Below are 12,149 nucleotides of genomic sequence, written 5' to 3'. Positions count from 1 at the left end.
GCAGAACTGTCGCTCAGGGCAGTCTCGTGATCGATGGGTCGCTCGCGGCCGAGGACGTGCGGGGCCTCGCCCGCCACGCCAGGTCGTGCGACGGATGTGCGACGTACCTCGGCCAGCTGGCGACGACCGCCGCTGTGCTGGCGAGCCGCGGCACAGTGACCATGTCGCTCGCGGTCACGGCGGCCGCGAAGAATGCAGCGCCCATTGAGTCGGACGCGGCGATCCACCAGTCGCATCGCGCGCTGACCGCGATCGCGCGCGCCGCCGACCCCTCGCACGCCGACGACCTGGTCCAAGAGACCTGGGACCACTTCCTGAACGCCAGGGGTGCGGCCACACCGACGCGTGAGCAGCTCACCGAGCACCTGCTGGGGCTGATCCATGGACAGGTCGAGGACCATGAGGTCGCCCGTGACGCCTGGGCCACCAGCCTGATCGACCACCATCCGCATGACCCCGCGGACCTCGCCGAGACTGACCTGCCGGCCGATCCCGCTTCGTTCGCCGACCTGCGGGCCCTTGCCGATCGCGACGCGCTGGACGCCGACGGGGACCAGGCCGAGCTGCTCTTCCCCGAGCTCTACGGTGACCGTCCCGACGTCAGCGAGTGGGCGAGCCCGCCGGTTGCCTGGCCGACGCTTTCGCGCATCCTCAGCCCGGAGGACGAGGCGGAGACGAGCGAGCTCTACTCGGTCGTGGACGAAGCCCTCGAGGAGCTCTCAGCCGGCATGGCCGACGCGGTGTACGTCGTGGACATCGAGGGGCACTCGCTCCCGACCGCGAGCGGGCTTCTCGGGCGAGACATCGGGGACCTGCAGCGAGATCTCCGCGTGGCTCGCAACCACCTCCGTGGTCGGGTCGACGCCTATCTCACCCAGCGCTGACGGCACGCGCATCCATCACCGAACCCGGACGCCCGGGACCCGCACCCCCCACCTCACTCGACCAGGAGGAAACATGGAGCTCGAACGTGCTCAGGACCTGATCAACGCCAAGCGACACCGCGTCGAGACGCTGCTGGCCTCAGCAGCGGTGGCACGCACCGAGGACAATGCAGCCGAGCGCGACGCCGGCAACGGGGACGCCGACGGTGCCCAGCCGCTCGAGCACGAATCAGTGGACCTCGCCATCGAGCGCAGCCTTCGCGAGCAGCTCGCCGCGCTCGAGCGCGCGCAGGACCGCATCACGAACGGCTCGTACGGCTTCTCGCTGGACAGTGGCGAGCCGATCCCGGACGCCCGACTCGAGGTGGACCCCGCAGCCGAGCACACCGTCGACGAGGCTGCCCGCCGGCCGCATCACCTCCACGGCCGCGGCCAGGGAGAGCCAGCGCTATGACGGTCTCACGTGGGTTCCTCGGGCATCACGACCCGCGGGCCGTCGACCTGCCGCCCGGGCAGCACCTGACGCGCGGCTTCCCCGTGCTCACCGCAGGTCCGACCCAGACCGTCGCCACGGAGGACTGGAGCTTCACCATCACCCCCGAGTCCGGTGCACCGACGCGATGGACCTGGGACGAGATGATGGCTCTGCCTTCCGAGGACGTCACCGTCGACATCCACTGCGTCACCCGGTGGACCAAGCTCGGCACCAAGTGGCGGGGTGTCCCGCTCGACGCCTTCTTCGAGGACGTCGAGACGTACTACGAGTACGCGATGGTGCACTCCTACGGCGGCTACACCACCAACCTTCCGCTCGAAGACCTTCTCGACGGCAAGGCCTGGGTCGCCTACGAGCACGACGGCGACCCGCTGCACGTCGAGCACGGCGGCCCAGCGCGTCTGCTCGTGCCCCACCTGTACTTCTGGAAGTCGGCGAAGTGGGTCAACGGCATCACGATGCAGCGCTTCGACGAGCCCGGGTTCTGGGAAGGCTTCGGCTACCACAACTACGGCGACCCGTGGCGCGAGGAACGGCACGCCGGTGACTGACGCAGAGGCCGGGGTCCGCACCGCCAGGTCCGCCGCTGGCGACGGCGCCGCACCGAGGATTCGCAACCGGTGGCACAAGGCGACCTTGATCGGGTTGCACTCCCAGTCGCAGCACGCACGGACGCTCGCGCTTCGGGTTCCCGGTTGGCCCGGGCATCTCCCCGGTCAGCACGTCGACATCCGGCTCACCGCCGCCGACGGCTACACGGCCCAACGCAGCTACTCGCTGGCCGAGGCCTCCACCCCGGACCGTGTCGCCATCACCGTCGACCTCCTCCCACACGGCGAGGTCTCGCCCTACCTGGTCGACGTGATGGAGATCGGCGACGAGCTCGACGTACGCGGACCCATCGGCGGCTGGTTCGTGTGGGAGCCGGGAGACCCTGCCATCGGCGATGGTCCCGTGCTCCTGCTCGCCGGCGGGTCCGGCGTCGTACCGCTGGTCACCATGCTCCGAGCTCGACAGCAGGCGCGGGACAAGACACCGACCATGCTCGTCTACTCGCTACGCGGGCCGCGCGACCTCATGTACGGCCCCGAGCTGCAACGCATGACCGCAGCATCGGCGCGTGCCTCGACGCCGGCTGACACCGACATCCGCCTCGTCTACACCCGCAGGATCCCCGACGGTCATCCCCGCCCGCCAGCCCACCTGTCGGCCGACGACCTCCAGGCGCCGCTCTCGTGGGCGCAGCCGCTCGCCACGCGCGTGTACGTGTGCGGGTCCTCCGGCTTCGTCGACCACGCGACCGCGCTGCTTCGCGAAGCGGGATACGCCGACCACCAGATACGCACCGAACGATTCGGACCGTCAGGAGCCGACCGATGACAACTGAAGTATCGAGCCCGTCCACGCCCGGCGATGACGCCGGGTCCGGCCTCGTCCTGGACGGGAACGCCGCCGCCGGGGAGTTCTCCGACGTCCTTGCCCATGACCCCACGACGGTGACCGTCCGTTGCGGCACGTGTTCCGCCACCCAAGCATTCGCCCAGCTGCGCGCCTACCTGGGCGGGCCCGGCACGGTCCTGCGGTGCCGGGAGTGCGAAGCGATCGTCGCTCGCCTCGCCCGCACACCCCGGGGAACCTGGCTGGACATCTCCGGCTCCAGCTCGTGGCTGTTCCTTCCTCGCCCTGCTCGAGCCTGACCGCGACCCTGCCTCGAGCCTGACCGCGACACGAGTAAGAACCTGGACCTCCTCGACACCAACGCCTCACCGTCACCAGCGCGGCGATCGACGCTGCGGGATCGAGAAGGAGACACCGATGAAGGCAGTAGTGGGCGAGACCGTGGTCGCGGAGGCTCCCATCGACGAGGTCGTCGGCGTCGAGGGGAACGCCTACTTCCCACCTGACGCGATCACAGCCGGCATCCTGCGCGACTCTCCGACGCCGTACACCTGCCCGTGGAAGGGCGCAGCGCAGTACCACGACGTCCTCATGGGCGACACGGTGCTCAAGGACGGAGCATGGTCCTATCCCCACCTGACGCGGTTCGCGACCGAGCGTGTCGGGCGCGACTTCAGCGGCTACGTCGCCTTCGACACCCGTCAGGTCCGGCTCGAGAACTGAGGCCACCCAGCGGCTGACGTTCGCATCCGCCACAGATCGGTCGCCAAGGTAAGACGCCGACCGGCCGTGGCACATACCAGGCGTCCAGCTCCGGCTCACGGCAGGAGCAACGTGCGGCATGATGCCGCCTCACCAAGGAGTCAATGACATGGGTGCTTTCGAAGGCCGCAAGCTGATCGCCGTCGGCGGAAGCAGCGGCATGGGACGACAGAGCGCAGAGGACGTGGTCGCCGCCGGCGGCTCGGCCGTCATCATCGGCCGCAACCCGGCCCGCGTCGAGGACACGGTCGACGCCCTCTCGCAGCGAGGCAAGGCGTGGGGCATCACCGCGGACCTCGCCGACCGCGCGGTGGTCAAGCGCGTGCAAGACCTGCTCGCGTCCGAGCACGCCGATGCCACACTCCTGGTCAACTCGGCCGGCTTCTTCATCCCGAAGTCATACCTCGACTACGACGACGCGGACTACGACTCCTATCTCGAGCTCGCCAGGTCTGCCTTCTTCCTCACCCAGACGGTCACCCGCGGCATGATCGCCGCCGGTGGGGGAGCGATCGTGAACATCGGCTCGATGTGGGCCCATCAGGCCATCGCTGCCACTCCCGCCACCGGCTACTCCATGGGCAAGGCGGCGCTGCACGCGCTCACCCACAACCTCGCCATGGAGCTGGCCGTGCACAAGATCCGGGTCAACGCCGTTGCCCCGGCTGTCGTCGCGACGCCGCTGTACGAGGGTTTCATCCCTCAGGACCAGCTCGAGTCGACGCTGGCCACCTTCGACAGCTTCCACCCGCTCGGCCGGGTCGGCACTCCCCAGGACATCGCTTCGGCGGTGACCTACCTGCTCTCCGAAGAGGCCAGCTGGGTGACCGGCGCCATCCTCAACGTCGACGGCGGTGTCATGGCGGGCCGGAACTGATCCGTTCACCCGCGCCGCTCGCGGCACGGGATACCGATAGCAAAGGGGAGAACAGTGGCACGGACCTATGAGCGCACTCCAGAGGCGATCGAGCGGCTGACCGAGCGTCAGCGCGCAGTGACCCAGCACGACGTCACCGAGCCGCCCTTCCAGAACGAGTTCTGGGGCTCCAAGGAGCCGGGCATCTACGTCGACGTCGTCTCCGGCGAACCCTTGTTCGCCTCGTTGCACAAGTACGACAGTCACAGCGGCTGGCCCAGCTTCACCACTCCACTCGAGCCCGACAACGTCGTCGAGCTCACGGACACCAGCCACGGCATGGTGCGCACCGAGATCCGCTCCGCCCACGGCAAGAGCCACCTCGGCCACCTTTTCGACGACGGACCCGATGAGGCAGGTGGCCTGCGCTACTGCGTCAACTCCGCGTCTCTGCGCTTCATCGCTGCGAGCCACCTCGAGGTCGAGGGATACGGCGAGTACGCGCACCTGTTCGGTGGCGCGGAGACGCCCACGCAGGAGGGAGGCCTCGCATGAGCACGTGTGGCGTGGCCTATCAGCCGGAGACCGCGGTCCTCGCCGGCGGCTGCTTCTGGGGGATGGAAGACCTCCTGCGCAAGAAGGACGGCGTGCTTTCCACCCGGGTCGGCTACACGGGAGGCTCCAACGACCACCCGACGTACCGCAACCACCCTGGGCATGCCGAGGCGGTCGAGATCGTCTTCGACCCGATGCGGATCACGTTCCGCGAGCTGCTCGAGTTCTTCTTCCAGGTCCACGACCCGACGACGCCAAACCGGCAAGGCAACGACGTCGGGAGCAGCTATCGGTCGGCCATCTTCTACCAGGACGAGACGCAGCGCGACGTCGCCGAGGCGACCATCGCGGACGTCCAGGACAGTGGTCTGTGGCCGGGCCCCGTCGTCACCGAGGTCACCGAAGCCTCAACCTTCTGGGAGGCCGAGCCTGAGCACCAGGACTACCTGGTCAAGCATCCCCACGGCTACACGTGCCACTTCGTCCGGCCGCAGTGGCAGCTGCCGACTCAGCAGCAGCCGGCCGACTGACGAGCGAACGCTCGGACGAGAAGCACCCTCATGACCACTGTCGAGGCAGCCAGCCCATCGCGCGCCCGCGTACGCATCGCCTCGGTCGTGATCCGCGCATCCGGTGAGGGCGATAGATTGGCGCCGAGCAGACACTCGGACGAGGCATTGGAGTCAATGAGCTACGCGAGGTGGGGGCGTGCCTGACGGCGGTGCACGTCGTCCATCCGACGGTGGTCCCAGCGATCATTGGGCACGCCTCGACGCCTTCTTGCGGACCGATCCACGTGACGCCGGCTGCGACGCGACCATGGACGTGCTCGACATCTACGCTGAGCTCCTCGTTGCTGGAGAAGACGCGGCCCAGCGGTTCCCGGTCCTGCATGCGCATCTGCTCGCCTGCGGTGCGTGCGGGCAGGACCTGGAGGGTCTCCTAGCCGCGCTTCGGGACGACCCGTCCGCGTAGACGCGTCCCCCAGGGCATGCACGCGACTCACCGGTAGGCACAGCGCCCGTCGCCGCTGCGGTACTCGGCGACGACGTCTCGCTCCAGCCTCGACGGGTCGAGCGACCGGGGACTGCGCCCGATGGACGTATGAAACTGGTCTCGGTAGTCCAGTAAAGATTTGCCGCGCGCGCTCCCATCCTCTTGATTGGACTAAATAGTCCGGTCTATGGTGAGAAGACGTCGAGCAGCAAGGTACGGGACCAGCGCAGGCCCGGCGTGAAGGTTCTGGCCAAGAGAGGCTGTTGTGGACGACCCGGACATTGAGCAAGAGAACCGCCGGTGGGTATGCGACCTGTCCATGCCCGGCCCCCGACGAGAAGCGGCCTGCGGTGAGCTGTATCCACTGCTCGTGCGGATCTCGAAGTCAGAGGCGCGCCGCCGCGCCCCTCTGCTGGAGCTACAGGGGCCCGAGCTCGAGGACATTGCGCACCAAGCCGCAGCGGACGCCGTGATGGCCGTGATCGAGCGGCTCGACAGGTTCCGTGGCGAAGCGCGGTTCACCACGTGGGCCACCAAGTTCGCCATCTTCAACGTGGCGACCAAGATGAACCGGCACTTCTGGCGCCGGCACGAGGTTCCTTACGAGCAAGAGGACTGGGCCAGGCTTGCTTCGAGGTTCGACCTGAGCCCTGACGACGAGGTGCAGGTTCGAGACTTCGCCCAGGCGGTCAGGACCGCAGTGGAGGACGCCCTCACAGAGAGGCAGCGACTGGTCTTCGTGGCCACCGTCCTCAACGGCATGCCGATCGAGGTTCTCGCGGACGAGCTCGGCTCGACGCGCAACGCCTTGTACAAAGTGCTCTTCGATGCCCGCAAGAAGCTTCGGGCGGCGCTGGTGGCCAACGGACACCTCCCCGGCGTGAGCGCGCTTCGCTCCGCCTGAAGGGCATGCGCGCGGCCTCATTCACGAGCCGGCGCGACCGCGGCTTCAGCCGCGGCACGGTCGGCGTAGCCGGGGTGACGAGGATCGATCAGGTCGGCGTCCTGCGTCGTCCTCGAGAGGTACTCAGCCACGAAGGGGCAGATAGCCGTGACGGTCCCGCCACGCGCGCGGATCTCATCGAGGACGCGACGCACCATGGCTGCGCCCACCCCCTGATGCTGGTGGCGAGGCTCGACTTCTGTGTGCTGCAAGGCATACCGGTTCGGGTTCAGGTGGCTGTAGTACAGCCAGCCGGAGAGCTCACCTGCCCGATGAAGCTCGAACCGACCTCGGTCGGTGTTGTCGATCAGCTCATCGCGCGGCGGTGTGGGGTCTACGAGGTTCATCGACGACTTCTTCGACGTAGGTGCCGGCGTAGTTTCACGTCCGGCAGACTGGACGATATAGTCCAAGTAAGAGCCGTAGAGCCCGAAATTCAATGTGCGTGCGGGCGTAAGCCAGACGGGCCAGTCCGACACGAATGCAAAGCACGGTCCAGGTGGATCGTGACTGGAACGAGCGAGGCGGGTCGAGGTATGGAGCGGGATCAGGCCGTTGTCGAGATCCGCAAGGATGAGGTCGCTCGTCTGTACGAGGCGCTGATCGATGGCCATGTCGTGGGTGACCTGGCCTACGAGACGACCGGTGGACGCGTGTCACTCACCCACTCCTACGTCGACCTGGACCAGCGGCACCGTGGCGTGGCGTCGGCTCTCGCGAAGTATGCGCTGGAGGATGTGCGCGCGGGCGGGGGAAGGGCCGGCATCTACTGCGGCTTCGTCGCCGACTACGTGGACGCACATCCGGAGTGGACGGACGTCGTGGACGTCAACCGCTCATCGCTGGTGGCTTCGCGAACCGCGCGCCGCCTCGAGAGTGGGCGGTGAGGAATGGAACAGCAGCACGTCGTCGTCCAGCGCGACCGCATCCTCACCCCGATGGTCGTCCTGAGGCCGTGGTCGGTCGAGGACGCGCACGAGGCGTTCGAGATCTACGGCGACCCCGTAGTGGTGCGGGCGATCGGTCGACGTGAGCCGGTTGCTGATCTCGGTGAGATGAGGAGTGTGCTCGAGGAGTGGAACCTGCAGTCGTCGCAGGCTCCCGTGCCACAGGGCCTGTGGGCGGTCGAAGCCGTCGACGATGGGCGACTTCTCGGCGGTGCCACCCTTCTCCCGTTCAGCCGCCGCGATCCGGACCTTGTCATGGGGTGGCATCTTCGGCCCGGTGCCCGGGGTCACGGCGTGGCCGGTGCGATCGGCCACGCGCTCGCCCATCAAGCCTTCAGCGTCGAGGAGGTCGACGAGGTCTTCGTCGTGGCGGCGGAGCAGAACAGTGCCAGTCATGCCGTAGCCAGGCGTCTCGGGATGAACGGCGTCACCCGCGACTGGGCCTACCGGGACGTTCGGCTGGAGGTGCTGCGGATGGGTCGTGCGGACCTCCACAACGCTCGCCCAGGAGTCTCGATGGGGGACACGTACAACCCGGTCGGGGTAGACGACTGGTGATGGCGGGCGACCCAACCTGACGTACGGCCTCCCGGGCGAGCGTCCGGCGCCCGACCGCGCGTTCGCCGGGAGGTCAGCTGATGGTGCGGCTCTCGATGTACGCAAGCGCCATGTCGAGGGACGTCGCCATCGGCGTGACGTCACGCGCCGTCTGCGCCAGCATGTAGCCGCCTTGCAGGGCACCCATCAGGCCGGTGGCGAGCTGGTCCACGGAAGCGTCCGCTGGAAGAGTGCCGGCCTCCTGAACCCGCCGGAGGACCGCCGCCAGAAGCTCCTGCCACTCTCCGAACAGCCGGGCGAGGGCCTCGCGGGCGGCGGCGTCGTGGTCGGATACCTCCGATGCCAGCGAGCCGAGCGCGCATCCGTAGGCACCGTCTCGAAGTGCGTTGCGTTGCACGGTCGCGTCGCGCCAGCGATAGAGGCCACGGATGGTGGAGACGTGGCCGAGGGCGTCACGTTCACGCCGGATGATGCGTTCGCCGACGTGATCGATGACGGCACGCACGAGCGCGTCCTTGCCGTCGAAGTGCTGGTACAACTGCGACTTGCTGGCGCCGCTCGCGGCCAGCACGTCGTCGAGTGTGGTTGCTCCCACGCCTTGGACGAACATGAGATCGGCTGCTGCCTCGACGATCCTGGCCCGTGTCTTCAAGCCGCGCGCCGTGAGGCGTCGGCCATTCGGGGATTGGGCGGTCGTCGTCACAGGCTCATGCTACTGACCAGATGGGACAGTGCTCGTGTCCGCTCCGGCCGGGGAGCCGGGCCCGGCGAACGGTGTCAGTGCGACATCGAGAGCAGCGTCGAGAGGCCATTGATCCTGTGCGAGCTGGCTCAAGGTGCATCCGCCGTGAAGGGCGGCCAGGATCAACACCGCGGTCCTCTGCGGGTCGACGACCGCTGGTCCGGACTCGCCCGTCGCGCCATCCGAAGGTCGTGCCGCGGCGCAGGGCACGACGCGGGCGATCGCATCGGCGATGAGCTGGCGCCATCGGGCCAGGAACTCGGCGCGATCCCGGACGTCGCCCGCCTGACGCAGCGCGATCGCGTAAGGAGACTGCGGAGTCATGACCTCTTTGACGACCCGATGCCGCCACTCGGCCAGCGTGGCGCCGTCGGTGACGGCGGCAAGGCACACGCTCTCCGTGGCCAGTACCCCGGCGAATGGTGTGTTCATCTCACCTCCTCGAACTGGCGGCTCACGGTGCGGCCCTCGTAAAGCGCACGCGACGAGTCAGCGCTCGACCGGTCTCGGGTCGAGTGCCGAGATGTCAAGGTCGGCCTTGCGGTATCGGAAGACCTGGAGGCGAAGGTCGTAGTACTTGTCGGTCTCTCCGACCCACTCCATCCCGATGCGGCGGGCAGCGCGCGCACCGCGGGAGTTGTGAGGTCGGACGACGGCGAAGACCTCCTCCTCGCCGTGCGCGAACGCATGATGGGCCAAGGCGTGACCTGCTTCCGTGGCGAGCCCTCGGCCCCACATCGAGGGCTTGAGCTGGTAGCCCAGCTCGAGGTCAACGCCCGATGGAGGAAGCGGCAGGATCTGCCCGGACCCCGCCAGGCGCGCCGTCTCGATCTCTTCGATCGCCCACCGCCCGGCCGGCCGGCCGGGAAGGGACGGGGGGTCGGTGATCCAGCGACTGAGTACGGCGCGCATCTGGTCGAGGCCCTCCATGCGCTCCAAGGCTGGGGTCAACCACCTGGCGATCTCTGCGCTGCCGTAGATCTCCAGGGCATCGGCGGCGTCCTCGGGTCGCCAGGGACGCAATCGCAACCTGGCAGTCGTGATGACGGGGCCGATGATCGTGACGGGACGCATCATGTCCCTCCTCTGAGCGAGCTCGTGCGTGACGCGAGGTTCTTCGACGCTAGTCCGGAGTGGACTAGAAAGTCCAGTATAGCGGGGATGGGGGCCTCTTGAGAGGCCGACGAGTCGGCGGCGAAAGGCTGACCGCGCAACGCGCCACCAAGTCATGAGCGACCCACCGTTGCCGTGGTCCTCGACCGTGACCAAGGTCTGCCGACCCGCGGACCGCACCCTCGAGAAAGGTCTTGTCCACATGCCTCGAGCGCTCGAAGGACTGCAGGTGGCCCACGACGAGATCGTCACTGCCGAGCACATGCGCGCCGCCCTGACGGCCGGAACACTGGTGTTCGGGGACGGGGCTACGCAAGTCTTCACGTCCGACGGACACACCACGTACACGGAGGACCGCCGGCCCACCCGAGGTGACTGGTGGATTGTGGGGGACGGCGAGTTCGCATCCTTCTGGCCACCGGACTACAGGGCCAGCTATGCACTCCGCTGGCGCGTCGACGGCGGTGCGGTCACCGGACTCACCTTCATCGAGACCCGCCGCGGGACACGCTTCGAAGGCCGCTACCTCTGAGCGGACCCGACGCACGCGGGAGGCTTCTTCGCGCGTCCAGGTAAGAAGTCCTCGGCCGCTCGCATCCAACAGGACGAGGCATTCCCTCGTCGGACCCGCGAGTGAAGGGTGGCGTATGCGAATCGGAATCATCGGGGCTGGCGGTGTCGGAGGCTACTTCGGCGCCCAGCTCGCCGCGCATGGTCAAGACGTCACCTTCGTGGCCCGCGGTCGGCATCTGGAAGCGATGCGGACGACGGGGTTGCGGATCGAGAGCGAGAGCGCGCCAGCACACCTGTTCCCGGTCGACGTCACTGACTCGGTCGAAGAACTCGGAGACGTCGACGTCGCTGCCATCGGCGTCAAGCTCTGGGACACCGACGAGATCGGTCGACGGCTCGGGCCCCATCTGCGTCCGGACGCCACGGTCCTCTCCCTCCAGAACGGGGTGAACAAGGACGACATCCTGCGGGCATACCTGCCGGCTCAGACACTGATCGGTGCCGTCTGCTACATCTCCGCGAAGATCGCCGCTCCCGGGATCATCAAGCACGACGGGACCTTGGCAAGGATGGTCCTCGGCGAATTCGACGGACGCTGCACCGAGCGGACGATGCGGCTGTTCGAGGCCTTCATCCGAGCAGGCGTCGACGCCGAGCTCTCGACGTCGATGTCGGAGGTCGTCTGGAAGAAGTTCGTCTTCCTGGTCGGACTCTCATCCGTCACCAGTGCCACGCGCCAACCGGTCGGTGTGCTGCGCCGGCGCGAGCGAACGCGACAGCTGCTGCACGATGCGATGGACGAGGTGGTGCGGGTCGCACGCGCGCGCGGCATCCGGTTGCCCTCCGACTTCGCCGGCAGGCAGATGGAGTTCGTGGACACGCTGCCCCCCGGCATGACGTCCTCGATGCTCAACGACTTGCTCCACGGGCAACGTCTGGAGCTGCCCTGGCTGGGACAGAGCGTGGTCGCGATGGCCAGGGAGCTGGGCGTGCCGACTCCGGTGAACGACCTGCTCGCGGCGGTACTCGACCCGTATGTCGAGGGGGCCAGCTAGGTGTGATGCCCAGCCAGGTTGTCCAACCTGGTGATGGGTGCTTGCTTGCCGATTGCTGAGTGGGGCCGGTGGTGGTTGTACTGGTGGACCCATCCTGGCAGGGCCGCGAGTCGGGCTGATTCGGAGTTGTAGAACTTCTTGAACGCCCAGCCCTCGGCCAGAGTGCGGTGGAAGCGCTCGATCTTGCCGTTGGTCTGGGGCCGGTAGGGCCGGGTGCGCTTGGGCGTGATGCCGAGCTCGGCGCAGGTGTCGCGCCATAGGTAGGAGCGGTAGCAGCTGCCGTTGTCGCTGAGAACACGCTGGACGGTGACGCCACGTTCGGCGAACCACG

Annotated in this window: 19 protein-coding genes; 14 read left to right on the top strand and 5 right to left on the bottom strand. The window is 67.8% G+C overall.

Features of this window, described 5'->3' with window-relative positions; translation table 11 throughout:
• Nucleotides 1-26 precede the first annotated feature (26 nt).
• The 10 genes from BM236_RS17865 (at nt 27) to BM236_RS17815 (ending at nt 6,851) form a co-directional block, all read left to right on the top strand.
• Nucleotides 27-884, top strand: a complete 858-nt coding sequence (locus BM236_RS17865) for an RNA polymerase sigma factor (protein WP_091126550.1) — start codon at nt 27-29, stop codon at nt 882-884.
• A gap of 73 nt (nt 885-957) precedes the next feature.
• A complete protein-coding gene (locus tag BM236_RS17860; RefSeq protein WP_091126549.1) occupies nt 958-1,338 on the top strand; it encodes a TraR/DksA family transcriptional regulator in 381 nt (126 codons plus the stop codon).
• Nucleotides 1,335-1,931, top strand: coding sequence for a sulfite oxidase-like oxidoreductase (locus BM236_RS17855; RefSeq protein ID WP_091126547.1), 597 nt, complete (start codon nt 1,335-1,337; stop codon nt 1,929-1,931). Before BM236_RS17860 ends, BM236_RS17855 begins: the two co-directional genes overlap by 4 nt.
• Complete coding sequence (locus tag BM236_RS17850; protein WP_091126545.1) at nt 1,924-2,760, top strand: FAD-binding oxidoreductase; 837 nt, start codon at nt 1,924-1,926, stop codon at nt 2,758-2,760. Before BM236_RS17855 ends, BM236_RS17850 begins: the two co-directional genes overlap by 8 nt.
• Nucleotides 2,757-3,077 (top strand): DUF6510 family protein, encoded by a 321-nt coding sequence (locus tag BM236_RS17845; RefSeq protein WP_091126543.1) that lies wholly within the window; start codon nt 2,757-2,759, stop codon nt 3,075-3,077. Before BM236_RS17850 ends, BM236_RS17845 begins: the two co-directional genes overlap by 4 nt.
• Nucleotides 3,078-3,195: 118 nt before the next feature.
• Nucleotides 3,196-3,501: a DUF427 domain-containing protein gene (locus tag BM236_RS17840; RefSeq protein ID WP_091126542.1), complete on the top strand. Its 306-nt coding sequence runs from the start codon at nt 3,196-3,198 to the stop codon at nt 3,499-3,501.
• Between the two features lie 148 nt (nt 3,502-3,649).
• Complete coding sequence (locus BM236_RS17835; RefSeq protein ID WP_091126540.1) at nt 3,650-4,417, top strand: SDR family NAD(P)-dependent oxidoreductase; 768 nt, start codon at nt 3,650-3,652, stop codon at nt 4,415-4,417.
• Nucleotides 4,418-4,471: 54 nt separating this feature from the next.
• Nucleotides 4,472-4,951 (top strand): peptide-methionine (R)-S-oxide reductase MsrB, encoded by a 480-nt coding sequence (gene msrB, locus BM236_RS17830; RefSeq protein WP_091126538.1) that lies wholly within the window; start codon nt 4,472-4,474, stop codon nt 4,949-4,951.
• A complete protein-coding gene (gene msrA / locus BM236_RS17825) occupies nt 4,948-5,481 on the top strand; it encodes a peptide-methionine (S)-S-oxide reductase MsrA (RefSeq protein WP_091126537.1) in 534 nt (177 codons plus the stop codon). Before msrB ends, msrA begins: the two co-directional genes overlap by 4 nt.
• A 731-nt stretch (nt 5,482-6,212) precedes the next feature.
• Nucleotides 6,213-6,851 (top strand): sigma-70 family RNA polymerase sigma factor, encoded by a 639-nt coding sequence (locus tag BM236_RS17815; protein ID WP_217645403.1) that lies wholly within the window; start codon nt 6,213-6,215, stop codon nt 6,849-6,851.
• Nucleotides 6,852-6,868: 17 nt separating this feature from the next.
• Here the strand turns inward: BM236_RS17815 and BM236_RS19140 are convergent, their stop codons facing one another.
• On the bottom strand, nt 6,869-7,237 hold the full coding sequence (locus tag BM236_RS19140; RefSeq protein ID WP_175507746.1) for a GNAT family N-acetyltransferase: 369 nt from the start codon (nt 7,235-7,237) through the stop codon (nt 6,869-6,871).
• Nucleotides 7,238-7,426: 189 nt separating this feature from the next.
• On the opposite strand from BM236_RS19140, the gene BM236_RS19135 reads away from it, so the two are divergent.
• Together BM236_RS19135 and BM236_RS17800 are read left to right on the top strand one after the other, a co-directional pair.
• Nucleotides 7,427-7,777, top strand: coding sequence for a GNAT family N-acetyltransferase (locus BM236_RS19135; protein WP_175507745.1), 351 nt, complete (start codon nt 7,427-7,429; stop codon nt 7,775-7,777).
• 3 nt (nt 7,778-7,780) lie between these two features.
• Complete coding sequence (locus tag BM236_RS17800; RefSeq protein ID WP_091126532.1) at nt 7,781-8,395, top strand: GNAT family N-acetyltransferase; 615 nt, start codon at nt 7,781-7,783, stop codon at nt 8,393-8,395.
• 73 nt (nt 8,396-8,468) lie between these two features.
• Here the strand turns inward: BM236_RS17800 and BM236_RS17795 are convergent, their stop codons facing one another.
• The 3 genes from BM236_RS17795 to BM236_RS17785 are packed head-to-tail and all read right to left on the bottom strand — an operon-like array spanning nt 8,469 to nt 10,214.
• Nucleotides 8,469-9,098: a TetR/AcrR family transcriptional regulator gene (locus BM236_RS17795; RefSeq protein ID WP_091126530.1), complete on the bottom strand. Its 630-nt coding sequence runs from the start codon at nt 9,096-9,098 to the stop codon at nt 8,469-8,471.
• A gap of 9 nt (nt 9,099-9,107) precedes the next feature.
• Nucleotides 9,108-9,569 carry a hypothetical protein gene (locus tag BM236_RS17790; RefSeq protein ID WP_091126529.1) on the bottom strand — a complete coding sequence of 154 codons (462 nt, stop codon included), beginning with the start codon at nt 9,567-9,569 and terminating at the stop codon, nt 9,108-9,110.
• Nucleotides 9,570-9,626: 57 nt separating this feature from the next.
• Complete coding sequence (locus BM236_RS17785; RefSeq protein ID WP_091126527.1) at nt 9,627-10,214, bottom strand: GNAT family N-acetyltransferase; 588 nt, start codon at nt 10,212-10,214, stop codon at nt 9,627-9,629.
• Nucleotides 10,215-10,479: 265 nt separating this feature from the next.
• Here BM236_RS17785 and BM236_RS17780 point away from each other — a divergent pair, with 265 nt between their 5' ends.
• Both BM236_RS17780 and BM236_RS17775 read left to right on the top strand, forming a co-directional pair.
• The gene (locus tag BM236_RS17780; RefSeq protein ID WP_217645402.1) at nt 10,480-10,782 is read left to right on the top strand and encodes a hypothetical protein; all 303 of its coding nucleotides are present in this window, start codon (nt 10,480-10,482) and stop codon (nt 10,780-10,782) included.
• A 115-nt stretch (nt 10,783-10,897) separates the two neighbouring features.
• On the top strand, nt 10,898-11,818 hold the full coding sequence (locus tag BM236_RS17775; protein ID WP_091126525.1) for a ketopantoate reductase family protein: 921 nt from the start codon (nt 10,898-10,900) through the stop codon (nt 11,816-11,818).
• On the opposite strand, the gene BM236_RS17770 is transcribed toward BM236_RS17775, so the two are convergent.
• Nucleotides 11,815-12,149, bottom strand: a 335-nt coding sequence (locus BM236_RS17770) for an integrase core domain-containing protein (RefSeq protein ID WP_139230160.1), incomplete at its 5' end; no start/stop codon positions are given. The genes BM236_RS17775 and BM236_RS17770 overlap by 4 nt on opposite strands.

The organism is Nocardioides terrae (genome assembly GCF_900112345.1).
In the GTDB taxonomy this organism is placed as follows: Bacteria; Actinomycetota; Actinomycetes; order Propionibacteriales; family Nocardioidaceae; genus Nocardioides; species Nocardioides terrae.
The sequence above is the reverse complement of the archived record's forward strand: the minus strand, read 5'-3'. Positions and strand labels throughout refer to the sequence as shown.

Excerpts from the sequence above, each read along its gene's own strand:
- BM236_RS17860 (WP_091126549.1), top strand. The coding sequence starts at position 958 with ATGGAGCTCGAACGTGCTCAGGACCTGATCAACGCCAAGCGACACCGC.
- BM236_RS17855 (WP_091126547.1), top strand. The coding sequence starts at position 1,335 with ATGACGGTCTCACGTGGGTTCCTCGGGCATCACGACCCGCGGGCCGTC.
- BM236_RS17845 (WP_091126543.1), top strand. The coding sequence starts at position 2,757 with ATGACAACTGAAGTATCGAGCCCGTCCACGCCCGGCGATGACGCCGGG.
- BM236_RS17840 (WP_091126542.1), top strand. The coding sequence starts at position 3,196 with ATGAAGGCAGTAGTGGGCGAGACCGTGGTCGCGGAGGCTCCCATCGAC.
- BM236_RS17835 (WP_091126540.1), top strand. The coding sequence starts at position 3,650 with ATGGGTGCTTTCGAAGGCCGCAAGCTGATCGCCGTCGGCGGAAGCAGC.
- msrA (WP_091126537.1), top strand. The coding sequence starts at position 4,948 with ATGAGCACGTGTGGCGTGGCCTATCAGCCGGAGACCGCGGTCCTCGCC.
- BM236_RS19140 (WP_175507746.1), bottom strand. The coding sequence starts at position 7,237 with ATGAACCTCGTAGACCCCACACCGCCGCGCGATGAGCTGATCGACAAC.
- BM236_RS19135 (WP_175507745.1), top strand. The coding sequence starts at position 7,427 with ATGGAGCGGGATCAGGCCGTTGTCGAGATCCGCAAGGATGAGGTCGCT.
- BM236_RS17800 (WP_091126532.1), top strand. The coding sequence starts at position 7,781 with ATGGAACAGCAGCACGTCGTCGTCCAGCGCGACCGCATCCTCACCCCG.
- BM236_RS17790 (WP_091126529.1), bottom strand. The coding sequence starts at position 9,569 with ATGAACACACCATTCGCCGGGGTACTGGCCACGGAGAGCGTGTGCCTT.
- BM236_RS17785 (WP_091126527.1), bottom strand. The coding sequence starts at position 10,214 with ATGATGCGTCCCGTCACGATCATCGGCCCCGTCATCACGACTGCCAGG.
- BM236_RS17775 (WP_091126525.1), top strand. The coding sequence starts at position 10,898 with ATGCGAATCGGAATCATCGGGGCTGGCGGTGTCGGAGGCTACTTCGGC.